The organism is Shewanella glacialipiscicola (assembly GCF_023283485.1).
GTDB lineage: Bacteria > Pseudomonadota > Gammaproteobacteria > Enterobacterales > Shewanellaceae > Shewanella > Shewanella glacialipiscicola.
Map to the genome: position 1 here is coordinate 141,517 of NZ_JAKILU010000007.1, position 22,578 is coordinate 164,094.

16 protein-coding genes are annotated in these 22,578 nt (G+C 44.9%); 9 read left to right on the forward strand and 7 right to left on the reverse strand.

The window, feature by feature from the left end; translation table 11 throughout:
* The first annotated feature begins 207 nt into the window (after positions 1 to 207).
* The 6 genes from tkt (at position 208) to nhaD (ending at position 8,565) form a co-directional block, all read left to right on the forward strand.
* Positions 208 to 2,202 carry a transketolase gene (gene tkt, locus L2717_RS08235; RefSeq protein ID WP_220774391.1) on the forward strand — a complete coding sequence of 665 codons (1,995 nt, stop codon included), beginning with the start codon at positions 208 to 210 and terminating at the stop codon, positions 2,200 to 2,202.
* A 116-nt stretch (positions 2,203 to 2,318) separates the two neighbouring features.
* Positions 2,319 to 3,335: an erythrose-4-phosphate dehydrogenase gene (epd, locus tag L2717_RS08240; protein ID WP_220774392.1), complete on the forward strand. Its 1,017-nt coding sequence runs from the start codon at positions 2,319 to 2,321 to the stop codon at positions 3,333 to 3,335.
* Positions 3,336 to 3,472: 137 nt separating this feature from the next.
* The gene (locus tag L2717_RS08245; RefSeq protein WP_220774393.1) at positions 3,473 to 4,648 is read left to right on the forward strand and encodes a phosphoglycerate kinase; all 1,176 of its coding nucleotides are present in this window, start codon (positions 3,473 to 3,475) and stop codon (positions 4,646 to 4,648) included.
* A gap of 193 nt (positions 4,649 to 4,841) precedes the next feature.
* Positions 4,842 to 5,909, forward strand: coding sequence for a class II fructose-bisphosphate aldolase (gene fba / locus L2717_RS08250; protein ID WP_076497569.1), 1,068 nt, complete (start codon positions 4,842 to 4,844; stop codon positions 5,907 to 5,909).
* A gap of 204 nt (positions 5,910 to 6,113) precedes the next feature.
* On the forward strand, positions 6,114 to 6,851 hold the full coding sequence (locus L2717_RS08255; protein ID WP_220774394.1) for a DUF481 domain-containing protein: 738 nt from the start codon (positions 6,114 to 6,116) through the stop codon (positions 6,849 to 6,851).
* Positions 6,852 to 7,092: 241 nt separating this feature from the next.
* A complete protein-coding gene (nhaD, locus tag L2717_RS08260) occupies positions 7,093 to 8,565 on the forward strand; it encodes a sodium:proton antiporter NhaD (protein ID WP_220774395.1) in 1,473 nt (490 codons plus the stop codon).
* Positions 8,566 to 8,630: 65 nt separating this feature from the next.
* On the opposite strand, the gene L2717_RS08265 is transcribed toward nhaD, so the two are convergent.
* Both L2717_RS08265 and L2717_RS08270 read right to left on the reverse strand, forming a co-directional pair.
* On the reverse strand, positions 8,631 to 9,158 hold the full coding sequence (locus tag L2717_RS08265; RefSeq protein ID WP_220774396.1) for a hypothetical protein: 528 nt from the start codon (positions 9,156 to 9,158) through the stop codon (positions 8,631 to 8,633).
* A 10-nt stretch (positions 9,159 to 9,168) separates the two neighbouring features.
* Positions 9,169 to 9,990 carry a cytochrome c3 family protein gene (locus tag L2717_RS08270; RefSeq protein WP_220774397.1) on the reverse strand — a complete coding sequence of 274 codons (822 nt, stop codon included), beginning with the start codon at positions 9,988 to 9,990 and terminating at the stop codon, positions 9,169 to 9,171.
* 436 nt (positions 9,991 to 10,426) lie between these two features.
* Between L2717_RS08270 and L2717_RS08275 the strand changes: the two genes are divergently transcribed.
* From L2717_RS08275 to L2717_RS08285, 3 genes are all read left to right on the forward strand, one after another.
* On the forward strand, positions 10,427 to 11,176 hold the full coding sequence (locus L2717_RS08275) for a winged helix-turn-helix domain-containing protein (RefSeq protein ID WP_220774511.1): 750 nt from the start codon (positions 10,427 to 10,429) through the stop codon (positions 11,174 to 11,176).
* Complete coding sequence (locus L2717_RS08280; protein WP_220774510.1) at positions 11,169 to 11,699, forward strand: hypothetical protein; 531 nt, start codon at positions 11,169 to 11,171, stop codon at positions 11,697 to 11,699. The genes L2717_RS08275 and L2717_RS08280 overlap by 8 nt, the downstream gene beginning before the upstream one ends.
* Before the next feature lie 99 nt (positions 11,700 to 11,798).
* Positions 11,799 to 13,202 carry a hypothetical protein gene (locus L2717_RS08285; RefSeq protein WP_220774509.1) on the forward strand — a complete coding sequence of 468 codons (1,404 nt, stop codon included), beginning with the start codon at positions 11,799 to 11,801 and terminating at the stop codon, positions 13,200 to 13,202.
* On the opposite strand, the gene L2717_RS08290 is transcribed toward L2717_RS08285, so the two are convergent.
* The 5 genes from L2717_RS08290 to srmB all read right to left on the reverse strand — a co-directional run bounded on the left by L2717_RS08290 (position 13,186) and on the right by srmB (position 22,571).
* Complete coding sequence (locus L2717_RS08290) at positions 13,186 to 15,420, reverse strand: PAS domain-containing protein (RefSeq protein ID WP_220774508.1); 2,235 nt, start codon at positions 15,418 to 15,420, stop codon at positions 13,186 to 13,188. The two genes, L2717_RS08285 and L2717_RS08290, sit on opposite strands and share 17 nt — an antisense overlap.
* A 156-nt stretch (positions 15,421 to 15,576) precedes the next feature.
* Positions 15,577 to 16,296 (reverse strand): TatD family nuclease-associated radical SAM protein, encoded by a 720-nt coding sequence (locus tag L2717_RS08295; protein WP_220774507.1) that lies wholly within the window; start codon positions 16,294 to 16,296, stop codon positions 15,577 to 15,579.
* A gap of 213 nt (positions 16,297 to 16,509) precedes the next feature.
* Positions 16,510 to 19,707 (reverse strand): efflux RND transporter permease subunit, encoded by a 3,198-nt coding sequence (locus tag L2717_RS08300; protein WP_220774512.1) that lies wholly within the window; start codon positions 19,705 to 19,707, stop codon positions 16,510 to 16,512.
* On the reverse strand, positions 19,707 to 20,918 hold the full coding sequence (locus tag L2717_RS08305; protein ID WP_220774506.1) for an efflux RND transporter periplasmic adaptor subunit: 1,212 nt from the start codon (positions 20,916 to 20,918) through the stop codon (positions 19,707 to 19,709). Before L2717_RS08305 ends, L2717_RS08300 begins: the two co-directional genes overlap by 1 nt.
* Positions 20,919 to 21,308: 390 nt before the next feature.
* Complete coding sequence (gene srmB / locus L2717_RS08310) at positions 21,309 to 22,571, reverse strand: ATP-dependent RNA helicase SrmB (protein ID WP_220774169.1); 1,263 nt, start codon at positions 22,569 to 22,571, stop codon at positions 21,309 to 21,311.
* Positions 22,572 to 22,578: the final 7 nt, after the last annotated feature.

A 22,578-nucleotide genomic window follows, 5' to 3' on the forward strand; every position in this document is an offset into this window, starting at 1 on the left:
GTGACAAATAATCCATTCTAATTTACAGATGTGTACTGTTAATGCTGGGTAATTAGCGTATTTCACCATTCGTATACGTCAACCTGAGCCCTTTGGATCGGTTAAACTTAGATTCTTTCGTGCATTTTCGTTTGCGTCCTCTTCGGATGTAGGGGAAAATATGCATCCAAATTGCCCGCTAGACCCCACAAACAAGCAGGAGAGAGCATGTCTTCCCGTAAAGTACTCGCAAACGCAATCCGTGCGTTAAGTATGGATGCAGTTCAAAAAGCTAATTCAGGCCATCCCGGCGCCCCAATGGGTATGGCAGATATTGCTGAAGTGCTGTGGAATGATTTCCTTAAGCACAACCCGACCAATCCTAAATGGGTAGATAGAGACCGTTTCGTTCTTTCTAATGGTCACGGTTCAATGCTGATCTACTCTTTACTACACCTGAGTGGTTATGAATTACCGATTGAAGAACTGAAACAGTTCCGTCAATTGCATTCAAAAACACCGGGTCACCCAGAATACGGTTACACCCCAGGTGTTGAAACCACAACGGGTCCACTCGGTGCGGGCATCAGTAACGCTGTCGGTATGGCGATTGCAGAAAAAACCTTAGCGGCACAGTTTAACCGTGATGGTCACGATATTGTTGATCACTACACTTACTGTTTCCTTGGCGACGGCTGTTTAATGGAAGGTATTTCACACGAAGCCTGTTCATTAGCCGGTACCTTAGGCTTAGGCAAACTGGTCGCATTTTGGGATGACAACGGTATTTCTATCGATGGCCATGTTGAAGGCTGGTTCACCGATGATACGCCAAAGCGTTTCGAAGCTTACGGCTGGCATGTCATTGCTGGTGTTGACGGTCACGATAGTGATGCTATCCGCGCTGCTATCGAAGCGGCTAAAGCGGTTACCGATAAACCGACTATGATTTGCTGCAAAACCATTATTGGTTTTGGTTCACCTAACAAATCTGGCAGCCACGATTGCCACGGCGCACCATTAGGCGATGCAGAAATTGCCGCCGCCCGTGAGTTCCTTGGTTGGCCACATGCCCCATTTGAAATCCCAAGCGAGGTTTATGCGGGTTGGGATGCTAAAGCTGCGGGTGCTGCCCGTGAAGCGGCTTGGAATGAGAAGTTTGCGGCTTACGCTATTGCCTATCCAGAACTGGCTGCTGAATACGATCGCCGTGTACTAAAAGGTGAGTTACCTGCTGATTTTGAAGAAAAAGCGCAAGCCTTTGTTCAAGCATCACAGGACAAAGCTGAAGGTATTGCGAGCCGTAAAGCCTCACAAAATGCCATTGGTGCTTTCGGTGCTATGTTGCCTGAACTGTTAGGCGGCTCTGCTGACTTAGCGGGTTCTAACTTGACACTATGGTCAGGTTCTAAAGGTATTCAAGACGATCCTGCCGGTAACTACATCTACTACGGTGTGCGTGAATTTGGCATGAGCGGCATTATGAACGGTGCATCGCTGCATGGTGGTTTCATCAACTACGGCGCAACTTTCATGATGTTCATGGAATACGCCCGTAACGCAGTCCGTATGTCAGCGCTGATGGGGATTCAAAACATTTTCGTTTATACCCATGACTCTATCGGTCAAGGTGAAGATGGCCCAACGCATCAGCCCGTTGAGCAATTAGCTAACCTACGTATGACGCCAAATATGGCCGTATGGCGCCCATGTGACGCGGCAGAAACAGCGGTTTCTTGGAAAGCTGCTATTCAACGTCGCAATGCTCCAACATCGCTTATCTTTAGCCGTCAAAACCTCAAAGCTCAAGCGCGTACTAGCGAACAATTAGCTAATGTGGCTAAAGGTGGTTACGTACTGCAAGATTGTGCTGGTACGCCAGAATTGATCTTGATTGCAACGGGTAGCGAAGTACAGTTAGCAATGGATGCCGCTGCAGCATTAACCGAACAAGGTAAGCACGTTCGTGTGGTTTCTATGCCATCAACTACTGAGTTTGATAAGCAAGATGCCGCTTATAAAGAATCAGTATTACCACGAGCAGTCACTAAACGTGTGGCGATTGAAGCGGCGCATAGTGATTTCTGGTACAAGTACATTGGTTTTGAAGGCAAAGTTGTAGGTATGACCACTTTTGGTGAGTCAGCGCCAGGTAACGTGTTACTTAATCACTTTGGTTTCACTGTTGAAAATGTGCTGAATGCTGCAAAATCACTGGGCTAATGGCTTAAGAGATTAGATTCAATACAAAAGGTTAAACTTTTTAAGCGTTAATCTGTATAATACGGCTTGCAATCTTTTGCAGGCCGTTTTTGTATTTAGAGGAAATAGAGACCTCAATGATCCGAGTTGCTATCAATGGTTATGGCCGTATCGGTCGCTCTATTCTTCGTGCTTTATACGAGTCAGGAAAGCGGCAGCAAATGCAGATTGTCGCGATCAACGAACTCGCTAAACCTGAAGCTATTATTCACTTGACCCAGTACGACACTACTCACGGTCGGTTTGCGCACAAAGTGAAGCTCGCTGACGATCACATGTTGATTGGCGATGATGCGATTAAAATTCTGCACGAGCCCGATCCCACAAAACTCCCTTGGCATGAAATGGACATAGACATAGTCTATGAGGCCACCGGTGTATTACTCGACCGTCAAAGCTGCGAAGCCCATATTCATGCTGGTGCTAAACAAGTGCTAATCAGTCATCCATCCTCTGCCGATGTCGATGCTACGATTGTGTATGGCGTCAACCACGATTTACTTTCTGCGGAACATACCGTTATCTCTAACGCTTCTTGCACAACGAACTGTATTGTGCCGGTAATCGATGTACTCGATTATCACTTTGGCGTTAAAAGTGGCGCAATTACCACGATCCACTCCGCGATGAATGACCAGCAAGTGATTGATGCTTACCATGATGATTTACGTCGAACCCGCGCCGCGAGCCACTCAATTATTCCTGTAGACACTAAACTTGCCCGCGGTATTGAACGTATTTTGCCGCACATGAAAGATAAGTTTGAGGCTATTTCGGTGCGTGTGCCCACCATCAACGTGACCGCGATCGATTTGTCTGTAACCCTTGATAAAATTGTCGATATAGCCACGGTTAATCAGGTGTTGGAGTCAGCGGCCAATGGGCGATTTAACGGCATTTTAGGCTATACTGATGAGCCCTTAGTTTCATGTGATTTTAACCATGATCCGCGCTCCAGTATCGTTGATGGCACTCAAACCCGTGTTAGTGCCGGTCAGCTGGTGAAGTTACTGCTTTGGTGTGATAACGAGTGGGGTTTTGCCAATCGTATGTTAGATACCAGTTTAGTGATGATAGCGGCCAAGCGAAGCTGATAAAAAGTAGATTATTCACTGGTGGGTCACTCAGTTATATGCCAATTCGACGGGATGTCGAGCGCCTAGCGGCAGTAAACTGATACCGGCCATGTGTGAAACCAGTTTGTTTTTTGATTATAAAAGGAAGCGTTACCATGGCAATTATCAATATGTCAGATTTAGATCTACAAGGTAAGCGTGTGCTTATTCGCGAAGATCTCAATGTGCCCGTTAGCAACGGCGTCGTCACCAGTGATGCACGTCTGCGCGCCTCTTTACCTACTATCGAGTTAGCCCTTGCTAAAGGCGCCGCTGTGATGGTGATGTCGCATTTAGGTCGCCCGACTGAGGGTGAATACAATGCCGAATACTCTCTGCAACCTGTGGTTGATTACTTGGCAAAAGCTCTGCCTTGTAAAGTGCGTTTAGCGACGGATTATTTAGACGGCGTCGACGTTGCTGTCGGTGAAGTGGTTGTGTTCGAAAACGTGCGTTTTAACGTGGGTGAAGGCAAGAACAACGAAGCGCTATCGCAAAAAATGGCCGCTCTGTGTGATGTCTATGTGATGGACGCCTTTGGTACAGCTCATCGCGCGCAAGCATCGACTCATGGCGTGGGCATGTTTGCCCCAATCGCCTGTGCCGGTCCATTACTGGCACAAGAATTGGATGCCTTAGGCAAAGCGTTAGATAATCCAGCGCGCCCTATGGTGGCAATCGTTGGCGGCTCAAAAGTGTCGACTAAGTTAACCGTATTAGAAAGCTTATCTGGCATCGTTGATCAGTTAGTGGTTGGCGGCGGTATTGCAAATACTTTTATTGCGGCGGCAGGTTATAACGTAGGTAAATCACTTTATGAAGCGGATTTACTTGATGAAGCGAAACGTTTAGTCGCCAATGCTAAAAGCCGTGGCGCCGATATTCCAGTACCGACTGATGTGGTGGTGGCAAACGAGTTTAGCCCTACAGCAACAGCGACGTTGAAAGCAGTGGGTGATGTTGGCGACAGTGAAATGATTTTTGATATTGGTCCAGATAGCGCTGAAGCTCTGGCTAAAATCATTGAATCAGCGGGCACTATAGTATGGAATGGCCCCGTTGGCGTGTTCGAATTTGACCAATTTGGTGAGGGTACTCGCCGTATTGCACAAGCTATTGCCGATTCAAAAGCTTTCTCTATTGCAGGCGGTGGTGACACGTTAGCGGCAGTTGATAAGTACGGCATTGCCGATAAAATATCTTACATTTCTACTGGTGGCGGCGCTTTTCTTGAGTTTCTCGAAGGTAAAGAATTACCCGCAGTGGCGATGTTAGAAAAGCGCGGCGCATAAGATATAGGTTTAAAAACGCGGCGCATAAGACGCCGCGATAAGCTTTGATAACATCAAAGCTTTCATAAAAAGTAACATAATTATAAAAAACCGCTCGTATTTAGCTAAGTGATTAGCTGGATATGGGCATAAAAATCCATCCAAACGATAGCGACCTCGGTGATAGATATCACCCTATTATTGGAGTTACAAAATGGCGTTAATTTCCCTACGACAACTACTTGATCACGCAGCAGAACATGGATACGGTGTGCCTGCGTTCAACGTTAATAACTTAGAACAGATGCGTGCCATCATGCAATCTGCTGAAGCAACAAACAGCCCTGTGATTGTGCAAGCCTCAGCGGGTGCGCGTAAATATGCCCGCCCACAGTTCCTTAAATATTTGATGGCAGCTGCCCTTGAGCAGTATCCAGATATTCCTGTGTGTATTCACCAAGACCACGGTACCGATCCTGATATCTGTCAGCGTTCTATTCAATTGGGTATGTCATCAGTGATGATGGACGGCTCTTTAATGGCTGACGGTAAAACGCCCGCCTCTTATGAGTACAACGTCGATGTTACCCGTCGCACTGTCGCTTTCGCCCATGCCTGTGGTGTGTCGGTAGAAGGTGAAATCGGTTGTTTAGGTAGCCTAGAAACAGGTCAAGCGGGCGAAGAAGATGGTATTGGTGCAGTGGGTACACTAAGCATGGACCAAATGCTAACGACCCCTGACGAAGCCGCGCGTTTTGTGGCGGATACCCATGTTGATGCATTAGCGATTGCCATTGGTACTAGCCATGGTGCTTATAAGTTCAGCCGTAAACCTACGGGTGAGGTGCTGCGCATCGATCGCATTAAAGAAATCCATGCTCGTATTCCTAATACACATTTGGTCATGCACGGTTCATCTTCAGTGCCGCAAGAGTGGTTGAAAATCATCAATCAATATGGCGGTCAGATCCCAGAAACCTACGGTGTGCCATTAGAAGAAATCGTTGAAGGCATTAAGCACGGTGTGCGTAAGGTAAATATCGATACCGACTTACGCTTAGCCTCAACGGGTGCAGTTCGTAAGTTTTTAGCTGAAAACCCAAGTGAATTTGATCCACGTAAATTCCTTAAAGCATCAATGGAAGCCATGGCTGATATTTGTACTATCCGCTATGAAGCTTTTGGTTGTGCCGGCCAAGCATCTAAGATTAAACCATTGTCTTTACAAGCAATGTATAAAGCGTATCAATCTGGTGCATTAGATCCAAAGATCAATATGTAAGCGTTATCGCTGCAATAGAAACCCGCCGCGGCGGGTTTTTTTATGGCTAAAATAGATGAAATTTTTATTTTTTAATCGTAAATGTTAATATCGCTGCGATTTTCAGAGGAAAATACTAACCCTTATTAATATGTGCTTATCTAACTATGTTGGGCCAAACAGATATTTATAGGGATTGGATTTACATAACGGGAACGAATAAAGATGAAGAAAGTACTAACCGCCGCGATATTACTGACAACACCTTTTATGGCAACTGCCGGTGCTGATTTTGTTAAAGGCGATAGAACATTTGCTGGTGAAGCCGAACTAGGTGCTACGTTAACGACTGGTAACACCGAAACCTCATCATTCAAAGGGCGTTTAAATCTGAAGCATGAGCTAGGTGATTGGGAAAACCAATACTTACTCGAAGGCTTATACAAAGAGGATTCGGAGACCGTCACGGCTAAGCGTTATTTTGTCGGTGCTCAAGGCAACTATAAGATGACAGATCGTAGCTACCTGTTTGCCAATGCTAACTACGAAGTCGACCCATTTACGGGTTATGAGTACACAGTATCTGGTGCTACTGGTTATGGTCATCGACTTTACGATAGCAGTAAAACTTTTTTAGATGTTGAAGCTGGTCCTGGTTATATCTATCAGCGTCTGGATAGCGAGCAAGCATTTATCGAAGGTTATGAAACTGATGATAGTGTGGTCGCGCACGGCGTGATCAATTTCGAAACCGAAATTACCGATACCTCTAAGTTCCAACAACGTTTTGTTGCGGATTATGGTGATAAGCTTGATGCCCGCTCGGAGACCTCATTAACCGCGAATATCATTGGCGCATTGGCGATGAAGTTTGCCGTTATCGTGCGTTATAACAGTGAGCCATTAGACAATAAGAAAGGTACCGATACAGAAACAAATATGACTTTGTTATATTCTTTCTAATACCGCGCTGCCGTTTTAACAAAAAAGCACCTTGATGGTGCTTTTTTGTGGGTTCTTTTTAGATTAAATCGAATGTAATTTAGTTAATCGTGCATTAGCGTCTACGATATATATACAAAAATTAATCTATTAAACTCCTTCTAGCGACCTAGTAATATAAGAAGTATGCGTTTTATCAACATTTACGCTGGCATAGCTGTGGTAATTTTCTAACTAATTATCTTGGTAGAGATCAACTTTGATGAAATTACAACGAGCATGTAAAAATAGTGGGACAGCATTCCTGAGCTTATTCGGTATGGCGATACTGACAAGCTTGTTTTCACCTGCGACATGGGCAATGGCTGAAAACGTTGAACGGCTTAATTTAACCAGTGCAAGTGTGGGTTATATTGCGGTATGTATATTTGTGCTCGCTTATGTATTGGTTATGGCCGAAGAAACATTACACCTACGTAAATCGAAACCGGTATTGGTCGCGGCGGGGATCATTTGGGGGATGATAGGTTTTGTGTATGTGCAAAATGGCATGTCGGAAGTGTCTGAAGCGGCATTTAAACATAACTTACTCGAATACGCTGAGTTATTGCTTTTTTTACTGGTGGCGATGACGTATATCAATGCGATGGAAGAGCGCAATCTATTTGACGCCATTCGTGGTTGGCTTGTCGGTCGTGGTTTTAGTTTGAGAACCGTATTTTGGCTAACCGGATTTATGGCGTTTTTTATCTCACCTGTCGCCGACAACCTGACCACCGCCTTATTGATGTGCGCCGTGGTGATGAAAGTGGGTGCAGGTCAGCGCAAGTTTATAACCCTCGCCTGTATCAACATCGTGGTCGCGGCCAATGCGGGGGGAGCATTTAGTCCATTTGGTGACATCACAACCTTGATGGTATGGCAAAAAGGATTGGTACATTTTACCGACTTTTTCCACTTATTCATTCCAGCCTTAGTGAATTTTGTGCTACCCGCCGCCATCATGAGCCTGTTTGTTCCTCATTTTGTACCTGAGCCAGCAAAGGAGCAGGTTTACACTAAGCCAGGAGCAAAACGCATCGTAGCGCTATTTTTGCTGACTATTGCTACCGCCGTTTGCGCTCATTCCTTTTTAGGTATGCCGCCAGTACTGGGTATGATGACAGGATTAGGTTTTCTGCAATTCTTTGGTTTTTATCTGCGAAAAACGTTCAATAGTTCCGTTGCCCGTGAGCGAGCAAAAGCTGAGTTAATACAAGATACATTACGTCTGCAGCAACTCGGCAGCGTGGTACCATTTGATGTGTTCAGTCGAATTTCTCGCGCCGAGTGGGACACCCTGTTGTTCTTTTATGGTGTGGTGTTATGTGTGGGGGGCCTCGGTTTTATGGGCTATCTGAGTTTAGTCTCCGAGGCTATGTACTCCCATTGGGATGTCACTTATGCCAACGTGGCGATAGGGTTGCTCTCATCTGTGGTTGATAATATCCCGGTGATGTTTGCGGTATTAACCATGAATCCCGATATGCCGTTAGGGCAGTGGTTATTAGTCACGCTGACAGCTGGTGTCGGCGGTAGTTTACTGTCGATTGGCAGTGCAGCAGGTGTGGCTTTGATGGGACAGGCTCGTGGCATATACACCTTTGGTGCACATTTACGTTGGACACCTGTGATTGCCTTAGGTTATGTGGCGAGTATTTTTGTGCATCTATGGATAAATTCATCCATGTTTTAACGTTTCTTATCAATAACAAAAAAGGCATCCAATGGATGCCTTTTGCTTAAACTGAGCAGTAACGCCTAGATTGATGGCGCTTCAATTAAGCTCAGTTCGTTATTCGCCTTAGCGCCATAAATCTGAATTGCGACTTTGATTTGAGCAACTGCATGGCTGGGATCTTGTTGCTGCCAATCTAAAGCGGGTATTTCAAATTGATATTGTCCCGTCTTTGTTTCTGTTAACTTACCGCCGCATTCCGTTGTGTTTTGGCAACGATAACTTTGCGTGGTATGCCAGCGCTTCCATGCTTTAGGGTTTGAAGACGCTTTATCGCTATCGGGAAAGCCAAAATAATAAATATCATAGGCTTTTGCCGCTGTAATGGCCGCTTGCTGGGCATCCGTTAATGAAAATTGAATGGTGCCCGTCTGTTGGTCAAACTGGTTGAGAACGACGTTGATTTGCATCGCCTCATCGATATTCACACTATTGACCGCTGGCGGTGAGGGGCGCACCGGAGGGATGACTTCCTCTGATGTATTGTCGTCACTGCCACATCCGCTAAGCAACAATATGCTTAAGGTTACTGCGAGTAATGGGTATTTCATTACAGCCCCCTTAATTGAAGTGTCCGGTATGGCAAGTGGTGCATTCCATATCTGTTTTAACACTCGCTGCAGAGCCTAAGGTGCTTGAACTGCCATGGCAGGTTTGGCAATCTTGTGCATCCGGTGAAGGTTTACTGCCAACGAGTCCGCCGATATTTTCGCCTTGGTAAGCCCGGTTTAACACATCAACTAAGTAATATGCCATCGACGCGGAGAGGCGGTAGCAACGTTCACCTTTTTTGGCAAATGGCAGACCAGAGGCCTTTGACCAGTTACTAATTGATGAGTGGCATAGCACGCTTTTTGCCTTTGATGAGCTGACAACAAGCGCTGTTTTTTCCGCTGTAGAACCTATGCCAGCGACAAACTCCGCTGAAGCTAATGGCAGTGTTGTATTTTCGTAGTAGCGGAAGGTGTTACCGATTACAGCATTATTCTGGCCGTTAATATCATCTAAGATATTCACTAACATGCCAATTGCATTGAGGTTGCCGCAAAGAGTGCCTTGACCTGCTACCCCTGCAAAACCATAAGCTGCCAGTGCCGTCGGAATGGTTTTAAATTTAGCGGCATCGACACTGCTCGATTGAGCCAGCATGGTAATAACAGCATGAAATACTTGATGCATGCATCCTCCGCCTGTTTCATAGGCAAGCTTTGCCGTTGCCATGGGATCAATGGGCGCGTATTTCAGCTTTTCTCCTAATGCTAAATAATATTGTCCTTCTTCGTTGGTGGCTGCGAGAACTGAGGTTCCCATTAGTGTTGCACCCGCGGCGACCGTGCTAATACCGATAATGCGGCTTAAGGCTTGGCGTCTATTAATACTCATCATCTATGTCCTCTATGTAGAATTACTTTTTTATTTATTTATTAGCTGGTAAAGATAAATCTCTATGGTTTGAATGTTAGAGACACAGACGATAAATGATGTGATTTGGGCCAAAGGATATGGACCTTTCAGATATTTGAAGAAACGCTCAAATACATAGGCTTTGCAGGCTAAAACCTTATACTTTTATGTGTTAAATAGATTGGTTGCGAACTCATATCTCATTATTTGTAATATTTGTGTAAATTTACGCGTAATTAACCCTGTACTAAGGGGGATTTGTTATTGTGACCTAAAGCGGGTTATGGCGGATTAGTCTTGAGCTTGGGCCTTGACTCACGAAACGTAACTATTTGCTCTCTTGGGTTAACAAGATCACATTAATCATCCGCTATTTTACCTAGACTTAATTCTATGTTTTTATGGAGTTGAGTGAATGACTATGCAATTGGGAGACTGCAGGTTTGATCGAGAGCGAGGCACATTGATTGAATTGTCTCGTGATGAATCTTGGCATCTTCCTCGGGCTGAATTACAAGTGCTCTCTTTACTGGTTGAACACCAAGGTAAGTTAGTTTCTAAATATATGCTTAAGATGGGGGATGGTCAGCACCCGCCGCTAACGGATACCTCGGTTGCCAGAGCCGTGTTTATGCTGCGCTCCTTTCTTGGCGCTCAGCATGAAGGCTTAATAGAAACCGTCAAAGGCCAAGGCTATTTACTGCAACCATTAAATGGTAAAGAACGTAAATATGTCAATTATCTCAGACTACAGACAATCCCGTTATGGAGTGTATTGGTGTTGTTTGGTGCTATGTTAGCGGTTTCATTTTTTTATCTATATCAGATTGATCATAGTAAACCGACTCAAGCGTTGATGCATTCTGAGATCCCGTTAGCTTCTGGCCAACATATTCGATTACATCTCTATGCTAATTCTAATACTAATAACCTCTTACTCTTTAAGCTAGGCGAGCGTTTAAGTGCGGGATTTACGGCTTGTGGTCAAAGTGATTGGAAAGATGTTTATGGCTCTTTATCCCATGACAAACAAGTGCTTAATATTACTTTGCGTGGTGAAAAGTTAGGTCAGTCGGTGATCCGCAATATTAAGATCAGCGATTTTACGCAGCCAAAGGAGTTTATTGATGCGACATGGCTGCGGGAGGTCGATATCTGTGGCTAGATGGCTAAAGTGGACGATTAATCTCGTTATTTTAACGGCATTGATTACGGCTTGTGGCGTGATTTATTGGCAGTCGATGACAAATCGGACGCTGATTTTGAATTGCAGCTCCGAATTATTCGACCGCCATTCTCATGGCAATGTTGACGGTAAATATTATTTGCTCGTCGATGTACTGATTGCGGCTAATAATGCGCAGATTAACTATCGTTACTTCAATGTTGATGGCACGAGTGCGGGCACTATTTCGATGCAAGGTAAAGTGGAAAAAATAGAAGCCAATAGCATGACCTATCAGGTGGCTGTGCAGACGAAAACGGAGTCTGAACTTGAAAAGCACAAAGACTGGCCTGAGCATATGAAATATCTTTCATACATCAGCAGCTTACATTTCAATGCGTCTGGAATACACAATCTGAGTGTCGAAGTGCTTGATATGGATGACACTAAAGATTATGCGGTGGTTTTATTCGAACCGAGTAATACGGTTTGCGGTTGCCGGATCGTAAATAGTCGAATTTAATCAGTGTATTTGAGTTTATTTCAGTTAAGATTAGTGCTCACTTATTCTCGTTTATTGTTATGAGTTACGCCTTTAACGCAGACTCATGAAAAGGATGTTGTGTCTAAGATACGTATAAAGCAAGAAGAATCATTGTCGATTAAGTTCAGCCATCAGATGGAAAAGGGCGATAATCGTCAGCTCGATCTCTATTTCTTTTTACCCAAAGAAATGGGCATAGGCTCGCGTACGCTTGATGAAGAAGAGTATTATTTCAGCTCGATTGTCGGCCGTCGTTCCTACTATTCGGAAGGTTTACATTTACCTCTGGTGCAGGGGCGTTTTGCCAGTTTGAATCGTCGTACCATTGAAGAATTCAGGTTATACCTTAATTTATTTGCTTACCAGTTTGCCGTCGCTGTCGAAAACGATGTTAAAGAACTTAAACAAATCACTGATGTTACCCATTTTTATTTCGCTCTTGATGAGCTGCGCGAACAAGTTGTTCAGTTACTGAAAAAGTTTCGCCGCAACGAGCCAGAGGATCCTAAATGGAAATCCTACTTTGAAAACGCCGATAATTACTTATCTTGGTTTTGTGAGCAGCAATTACTGAAAGTGCTCGCACATGCCACGCGTACCAGCGATTTCAATGATATTCAAGAACGCGTATTAACCCTATGTCGTAATGAGTGTGCCTATCGGGATGAGCACAAATATAACTCAGTGCAAACCAAACAAGACCCGAACAGAATCTCCAATAAGATGCTGTTATTACGACGGTTAATCCAACAAGGTGTGGTACTTAAAGAGGAATTAAAACCCTTAGGTATTGGCCTTAAAAAGTTCACTACAGGATTAGCGACCGCATTGGTGATGTTAGTGGTATCGGCGTTGATTATTCAGGCTCAAGGTGCATTTAGTGGTTTTACTATCGCACTGGTATTGACCTTAGCGGTGATTTACGGCTTTAGGGAAATTTTCAAAGACGATGTACGTAATGCCATGTGGCGATATGTGCAGCGCGGTAGACCCCGCTGGAGCCGAATTTTGCGTGATACCACCAGTCAGGCAATCATAGCTAAGCAGTTAGTTTGGCTTGAGTTTATGCGTCAGCAAGATCTTCCTGATAAAGTCAGCGACATTCTAAAGCACCGACATAGTCAAAATAAGGTCGATGCGGAAATTCTGCATTATAAAATCGCCACTAAGGTGAATCATAGCGAGTTCCAAGCGGGATATTCGACTATCCAAGAGCAAGTGAATTTTAGTTTAGTGCCTTTTGCCCGTTACTTAGAGCGAGGGAAAGCTAAGATTTATAAGGAAGTTGAAGGTAAAATTAGCCATGAATCGGTTGAACGTCGCTATCAAGTTAACTTGATTTTAGTGTTACGCGAGGGCCGTGAAGCCCCGCAGTATATTCGCTATAAAATTACCATGAACCGCTCGGCCATCATTGAAATTACCCAGAGCGAATTGCCAGACTCGGTTAATGCTCCCGAATCAATTATTGATGACGAGTAAAAGCTTGACCAATGTTTTGCTCGTTATTCTGTTTAGCGCGTCTTAGGGCAATTTCAGCATTATTAAGATATTGCTCTAATGTTTGGCCTTCTTGATAACCCGCGATACCAATACTGATACCTTCACTTAGGCCATTACCAGAGAGTTTTTCTATCATATTAAGCGCAAAACTATGGGCACGGGTGGCATCCGTGTCTGGCAACATCATGACTATTTTGCCCAATTGCCAATGAAGGATTTGATAATGAGCTGGAGTTTCAAGTAGTAATTGTACTTCCACTTCTTGCTGCCGATTCGCCAGTTGGTCTATGTCACTCATATGACTCAACATACCTTCAGGATTAATATCCATTAATAATAAACTTGAACTAAGGCGGCTTTGCGGCGGCAACGAGGTAAAGTAGTTTTCTAAATCGCCTAATCGTTTCAGTATTACACTGCGATGTGGTATCAGGTCACGCTTCTCCCTGTTTAAGCCACGCTCGTCAGCTTGCTCTAAAGTACACACAATATAGTCAATCTCACCATCGGCTCCGACATGGCCTTTTAAGGTGGCTTGTAAGCAATGGGAGCGCGGCTCCTTGGGTGCGCACAGTATTTGTCCTTGCCACTGACCTTGCATAGCGATTTGAGAGCTGATCCTTTGCCATTGATTGCCTAAATCGTTGGCGAGTAATGTGGCTAAATCGTGATTCAAATCCCCATTGAGTTGCATCATGGTACCGAATGCGGGGTTCATTTTAATCAATTTACCATTTACATCGGTGAGCGCTATCGCGACATTGCTATCGCAGAGTAGCTCATTGATGAAGGCTTGCTGCTTACTCTGGATGAGCTCGCTAATATCTTCAAGGGTAATTAATAAATGCGGTGAACCTCGGCTCGCCCTTGGCGCTTGGCGCACATGAACCCGTAGCGTCGGGCCATTAATACTCTCGAGGCTTATGTCCCCTGACCATTGCCCCATTTTATTTACGTACTCCATTAACTCGACATATCTGTTGTCATCAAGGCACAACGTTCGCTGTAGGCTGCGGTCAGTCAGTTCATCGAGTGGAACTAATGTCGCTTCAGCGGCTTTGGTATTGGCGCTAATCACTCGAGCATTTTCGTTGACCATCATAAAGCCGATATCACTATTAAATAAGCCATTAGCGACATCGATACTGTATTGGCGGGAACGTTGTTGTAAGCGATACATATGGCTGAGTAATATCACCCAAGCAGCTAAAAGAGTGAGAATTAATGAGGCGGCGATGACAATATTTTGCCATTGGTAAAACTTTGCCGCTATGTCTGAGTTACGCACATAAGAGAGTAAATAGTACTCTCGGCGGGTCTCTGGTTGAGCGGTAAGCTCAAGTTTAAGGTAGACGAACGTGGCATCTTCACCGTGAAATTGTCCAAAATTATTCATCGACATTTCGCGCCACAGGGCAGGATAGCTCTGTTTTAAACTTGCACCTAAGCTGGTGGGGATATTATTTAAAGGAGCTAAGTTGCTGGCACCTGTGTAGAGCAATCCTTGCGTGTCGAGCATCAACATGGGTGAGCGATTACTCGAAAATGCTGGTTTTATAGCCTCAAGCATTTGCTCCATAGAGTTATAAGTGACTATGTATCCCATAGAACTCTGATCGGCCTTTTCTAGCCATGCCATTTGATACTGATAGGCCTCTAGCTTGCCGTCAATGGGGACAAACTCCAGTGGTGAAGTATAGACTTCTCTGCCGCCCATCTGGCGGCTCACACCAAGTAAGGTCGGCGATAGGGGATCTTTGCTGAAATTAGAGGCGGTTGAGAATTTATAATTACCTTGGGGATCGTATAGCGTCACGCCGAGCAGCTCTGGAATGTTTTGAACCAGTTCTTGCCAGTGTTGTTGTAGTTCACGTTGCTGTTTGGCGGTGGGATTACTTAAGTATTGTTTGAGTCGTTCATCATTGGCAAAAATTAAGGTGCGAAATTGCTGAAAAGAGACTTTGTCGGTGACAAGCGTGCCTATGGTTTGCAGCTCACTGTATCTCTGTGTCGCCCACTCTTCCTGTAGACGGCGCTCCCCTAAGGTAATAATCAAGTTGGTCAAAATGATCGAGCCAATTACCAGCATCGAAAGCTGGCTTGCCACGGCCAATAAACGTTGATGCGACCAGTAGATCCCTTGGGTTAATGAGAGCAGCGGCGCTAGGGGATACGTACTTGGATTATTCTTCAGCATGAACCGATTATGTGTAGGTGATCTGTTAATGACACTATGTTAACACGAAAGAATTGTTACTACAGTGTCTGTTGCAGCGTAAAGTTTTAATTGCAAGATTAAGGTGATTTTATGGGGCGATTACGGCGCGGATACCGCAAAGTATAGTTGTTATATTTAGCCTAAAGCACCTAATACGCGATGCTTGAATTGGCAACCATAGCTCTCAACCTGTTCCCGACATCTAACGATATCGACCCCCGCTAACCCCTCGATGGCTGAAACTTGTACTGTATCAATATAGTGTGGAGCTAACGCAATAAAGGCATGCACCGCAGCATAAGAGCCAGCGATTTTTGGGCGGCAATGTTCAATATAGGCAGCTTCATTATCGGCATTGAGAGAAATCGATAAGCAGTCTACGCAGCCTGCAAGTTCTGGCAGAATATTACGTCTATGCACTAGATTGCCCAAACCATCAGTATTAATGCGTACTCGTCCACCTCTTTGCTTAATTTCTTTTGCCACAGCGAGCAGGGTGGGAAGATTTAAGGTTGGCTCGCCATAGCCGCAAAACACATATTCCTCAAAGTCTTTAGCCTCACCTAATAAAGGAATAATTTCTTCAGGCTTAGGTTGATGGCTTAAGGCCAATTGATATTCGTGGATCTGTTTACTGCCATTATGTTTGGGGCAAAAGGCGCAGCGTAGCGTGCAGCGACCAGTGATATTGAGGTAGCGGCTACGGCGAATATCATAAACTAAGGTTTCTGCTGCGCAGGTTCCATCAGTGCAAACATCGTCGTTGATGTGGCTGTCGATGAGGGCAGTTGTGAGAGGCTCAGTACTAACAACGTTTGGTTTATCAATATTTGGTGTGTGCAGTTGCTCAGACATAACGAAGGTTTCATTCTAACGATAACGGACGACTTAGCCACAGTGTAGCGAAAGCGTAACGGCATAACTGTCTGCTAGATCGCAACTTGAAAGTGCAAGGCATTGAGTGGTTAGCGTTAGCTCAGGCTTCATGCTCAGCACACGTTGATACCAGCGTGGGTGATAAAAAGAGAGCTAAAGCTCTCTTTTTATAAACGATTAACTAACAAGCAACTAGTCGCCTTTGGGGTCGCTTGTTTGATAGTCAGCAACAGGGTGTTCAAAGTCCTTGTGCTTCAAATCCTCATAGTCAGCCTTTTTAGGCCGCCACCACCAGTTGAAAAAGCGGCTGCTAGCGCGGCTAACATCGTCGAGTATGATGTACAGCAGCGGCACTAATATCAGCGTTACCACTGTTGAGAATAAGATACCAAAAGCGAGGGAGGTTGCCATTGGGATCACTATTTGTGCCTGTAAACTGCGCTCGAGAATAATGGGTACTAGGCCGACAAAAGTCGTGAGTGACGTTAAAATAATCGCCCTAAAGCGATAACAGCCTGAATCCACCGCTGCCTGCCTGACCGATTGGCCTTGCTCACGCGCTCGGTTCACAAAATCGACCAAAATCAAAGAGTCGTTTACGACAACTCCAGCAAGCGCCACGATGCCGCAAAGGCTTAATACGCTCATCGCGAGCCCCTGAATCAAATGACCAAACAGGGCACCAATAATCCCAAAAGGGATAACCGACATGATGATTAACGGCTGGCTGTAGGATTTTAGCGGGATAGCCATCAGGGCATAAATGGTAAACAGCGCAAAGAAGAAACCTTGCAGCAAGCCGCCCATGGCATTCTGTTCATCTAAACTGCCGCCATCGAGCGCAGTTTGAATTTTAGGATACTTGGCTTGTAATTGTGGCAGGTAATCTTGTTGAATTTCCTGTACGACTTTTGAAGGTTCAACGATGTTTTTGTTGGCATTTGCCGTGATGGTAATTGCTCGCTTACCGTCAACACGGGTAATTGAGGCATAGGATTCACCTTTCTCAATTTGTGCCACAGTCGAGAACGGAACTGACGTGCCCTTTGGCGTACGGATCAGCATGTTTTCCAGATAACCCACAGTACGACGCTGCTCTAATGGATAGCGCACCATTACCTTGATTTCTTCTTTGTTGCGTAAAATACGTTGGGCTTCATAACCATAAAAACCATAACGTACTTGGCGGGCTAAATCAGAAAGGGTTAAACCAAGGGCTTCCGCCTCTGGACGTATCTTCAGGCGAATTTCATGGCTGCCCGAGGAGAAGTTATCGGCAATATCGTACACGCCCTCATAACTGGCGAGTTTTTGCTTTAGTTCTTTTGATGCCGCAGACAGTTCATCGAGATCGCTTGATGTGAGTCTGAAGGAAATATCGCCACCGGCATCATTGGTGCTCGCGTTAAAGCTGAGTTTTTTAACCGATAACAGTTCGGGCAATTGTTCACGCCACGCCGCAGCAATCGTCACGCCGTCGACTTCGCGGTCTTCGCCTTTGGTCAGTTCTGCAAAAATAAAAGCAGAGGTACGTGAACTCATGTTAATAAAGCTGTGCTTCACTACTTGATAGCCGTTATCTTGCTCCATTTTATCGTTCATTTTATACAGGGCTTCTTCTATGCTCTGTACCACCTTTAAGGTGTTATCTTCTGAGCTGCCCTCATCCATTTCAAGTTGAACTTGAATAAAATCTGATGGAATATCAGGAAAGAATACCCAACGTACTTTACCACTGGCAACTAGGGCTATTGACAGAATCAACACCCCGACAAAAACAGCCACGACATTGTATCTGTGCTTGATACAACGCTCGAGAAAGTGGCGATAACTGTGGTGAATAAAGTATTGCACTCTGTCGTTGAAATTAGCTTTAAAGCGACCAAAAAGTCCCCTTGGTGCGCCAGGCTTTTTAAACTTCATATGCGCTAAATGCGCTGGCAGGATGAGCTTAGATTCAATCAATGAGAACACTAAACAGAGAATGACGACCATACCGATGGATTTCCAGATAATCCCCATCGGGCCAGAAACGATCAACATAGGGATAAAAGCGGCAATCGTGGTTAATACGCCAAAGGTAGCGGGCATTGCTACTTTTTGCGCGCCGCGGATCACGTTTTCAACCGAGTGACCGTGGCGTTCGACTTCGGTGTAAGCGCTCTCACCAATGACAATAGCATCGTCGACCACTATCCCGAGCACTAAAATAAAGGCAAACAGGGTTAGCATGTTAATGGTCATTGAAAAAGGATCAAGTGGCATAATCAGCATAGTGCCAAGAAACGACACGGGTATCCCCATCATCACCCAAAATGCTAACTTCAGATCAAGAAATAGGGCTAGGATGATAAACACCAATAAGGCACCGTAAAACATGTTTGACGTCATCATGTCTAAACGGCCCTTTAGGTAGTGAGTCATATCACCCCAAGTATCGAGCTGTGCGTTAGCGGGAAGCGTAGCGCGGCGTTTCTCAACATATTTTTTAACTTGGTCTGCAATATCTAAGGCGTTTTGGTCGTCAATGCTGGTGACTTCGATAATCGCCGCAGGTTTACCGTTGAAGCGGGTATATTCCAAGCGTTCTTCAAAATCGTCTTTGATGGTTGCTACTTGTGGCAACATTACGCGGCTACCGTCGGGGCGAGTGGTCACGACGATATTGGCAAAGTCATCGCCCGTATAAGCTTGGCCCTTAGTTCGCAGCAGGATATCGCCATCTTGGGCGCGAATTGAACCTCCAGGCAAATCGAAAGACGAGTTTTGTACTGCCAATGCAACCTGCGAGAAGGTCAGACCGTATTCACGTAGCTTATCTTCAGAGACTTCGATAGCGATTTCATAATCGCGCACCCCAGTGACTTTGGCGCGTGTTACGGCGGGTAGCTGGGTTAAATCGTCACGAACCGATTTCGCCAACTCTTTCATATCGTGCAATGTCATATCGCCATAGACAGAGACCCAAATAACGTTATTCTCGGGCTTAATCTGATAAATATTAGGTTTTTCTATGTTAACTGGAAAAGTAGAAATAGCATCTAATCTCAGTTTGGCCTCATCGAGTACCGCTTGTACTTCGTAACCGTCTTCGACTTCTATCGTGATTGAACCTACCCCTTCGCTAGCAACAGAAGTCACCTTCTTGATGCCGTTGATATCTTGGATGGCTTCTTCAATCTTGATGTTAATGCCTTCTTCAATTTCCTGTGGTGCTGCGCCGGGATAAGCGACGGAGATATTCAGTAAATTGAGTTCAAAAGAAGGGAACACCTCTTTATTGATTAAAACCGTACTAAATAAGCCGCCGATTAACAGCACCCACATTAGCAGGTTAGCGGCCACACTGTTGCGGGCGAACCACGCTAAAATCCCTGTTTGAGTGTCCATCATTTAACCTCAGTGGCCGCAAGACTCGATTCAGGCGTGTCTTCTGTTTGCATATTAATGGGTAGTGCTGCTTCGCCTAATACTTTGACCAGTTGGCCATTTGCCATATTGTTAAAGTGAGTTGTAGCCACTCGTTCACCCGTTTTTAAACTGTCCTTGATAAATACACTTTCAAGATCGCTACGAACGACATTGACATGGCGGATCTCAACAATATTTTTATCATTCACAAGCACAACTTGATCGTTACGGACCACATGGCGTGGTAATTTAACTATGCCATCGACAGTGCGGCCTTTAATAATGGCATTAACAAAAGCGCCGTATTTGAGCGGTAAGCTACCGACCACTTTATTAGCGCGTAAATACGGATCTTTTATTTCAGCAACTAAATACACCATGCGATTTTCTGCATCAATCACACCTTCGCTACGGACAATATTGCCTTGCCAGCTATTGTTTTTTCCGGCTAGAGAGGCGCTAAGCGTCACTTCGGTATCGGGATTATCAACAGACTCTAGGTAAGCTAAATCATCATTTGAAATCGGCAAACGGATTTCGGCAATACTGGTGTCGTAAAGCTCACCTAGATTAGTGCCTAAGCTAACGTACTGACCTAAATCGACATTTCTTGCCTTGATGATGCCATCAAAGGGGGCGCGGATAACAGTGCGCTCAAGATTGCGTTGGGCACGTGCCAGTGCTGCTTGGGCATATTTTACGTTGGCTTGTTCTTTTTTGAGCTGCGGAATACGTAGGCCTAACTCAGGCGGTAAGCCCTTGTCATAGCCTTTAAATTCAATTTTAGCCACTTCACCGCGAGCAATTTCTTCGTTCAGTGCCGCAGTGGCTTGAGCTAAAGTGGCATCAGCCTGCATTAAGTCGGCCTCGTAATCAGAGGGTTCGATTTGGGCTAATTGTTCGCCTTTTTTGACTATACCACCCGCAACAAAGTCAGGGGAAATGGTCAGTAATCTGCCTTGAACTTCAGTTACCAATTGAGTTTTATATTTAGGGGTAACCACACCGTAAGAAGGTAAATTGAGTGATACAGTTTGTTGAGTCACCTGCAGGACATCGACAATAGGAACAGGTATCTCTTCAGCTTTTTGTTCTGGCGCCTCCTTCGTTTGCATTAATAAGGCTGCGCCAAAGACAAACAGCAGCAGAATAAAAAAAGGAGAGAATCTCCTTAATAAGGTCTTCATCATATGATCGTTACATCCATGCTAATCGCGTAATGGGGTTAAAGTATCAGAGTCGGCCACGGCAATAAATTTATTTTTGTAAATAAAATGTGTCTAAAAATAATATTGTGAAATCTAATGCTTAGCTGTGTACGTTGATTGATGGCAGTAAGATCAATGTGGTGAGAGGCTAGAGTATGTTTTTTGTTAACAAAAAGTGTTTTCATTGTCTATTTGCAAATCTTATTAAGCCCATAAAAGATCATTTTTAGGAGGGGGTTGTGGTTGGTTTCACTGTCGTGTTTATTTTGATGATGTGGAATATCTGTAGAATTTAAAAGTGACTAACTGTTTTAGGAATAATGCCTATAAAAAAAGCCGCTATTGCGACTTTTTTATAGAGCTAAAAATGAATTACTTGTTCTTTTTTCTAGCAATCTTACTGGCTTTTTTAGCGGCTTCTTTCTTGCTGGTTTTCTTTGCAGCTTCTTTCGCTTTCACTTTGGCTTTTTTCTTACCCGGTGTGCGCGCTTCTTTATTCTTTGGACGCAGCTCTTCAATCACACGGCGTTTCAACGGCTGCTCGATATAACGCTCGATTTTACCTACGATACGCATGTCGTGGGCTTCGGCAAGTGAAATGGCAGTTCCTTTTGCGCCAGCACGGCCAGTACGACCAATACGGTGAATATAAGTATCGGCAGAGCGCGGCATATCAAAGTTGATTACATGGGTGATATCGTCGACATCAATACCGCGTGCAGCCACGTCGGTCGCCAGTAATACGTTAACTTCACCTTTAGTAAAACGGCTCAAGGCTTGGAAACGTTTCTTTTGCTCCATATCGCCACGCATGAAGGCGCAGGGAATGCCAGCTTTGAGTAACAGACCGTCTAAGCTAGAAACGAGCTCGCGCGTTTTCACAAATACGATAGTGCGTTTAACATCTTCTTGGCGCAGCAAATGACACAGCAGTTCAAACTTATGATCTTTATCATCAGCTAAGTGGATCCACTGGTGAATTTTAGCTTTTTCGCTACGTGGGGCTTCAACATCGATTTCAATCGGGTCGTTGAGTACTTCACGGGCAAAACGTTGTACGCCGCCGCCTTCTAAGGTGGCAGAGAACAGCATATTCTGTTTGCGGCCTTGGGCTTCAATCGCAATCGCTTGCACAACCGAAGAGAATCCCATATCCAACATGCGGTCAGCTTCGTCGATAATTAGAATATCGACTTCTTGAGCGTTGAAATTACCCTTGTCGAGGTATTCCATCAAACGTCCAGGGGTCGCAACTAGGATATCCACGTTGCCGGCTAAGGCCTCTTCCTGTGGTCCGTAAGGCACGCCGCCAGTGACAATCGCGATATCTAAATCTTGGCCTGTGGCTAAGTGACATGCATAGCGATGAATTTGGCTGGCTAACTCACGGGTTGGCGTGAGGATTAGGATACGAGCTTGCCCTGCAAAACGACGAGGGAAGTCAATTAAATGCTGCAGTGAAGGCAGTAAAAAGCTCGCGGTTTTACCTGTTCCTGTCGGGGCGCGCGCCAGAATATCTCTTTGCTCTAAGGCATAAGGGATAGTTTCTTGCTGAATAGTGGTGGGTGAATGATGCCCCATGGCATTAAGCGACTCTAATAAGCTAGGGTCAAGCTGGAAATCTTCAAATTGCATGCGCAGC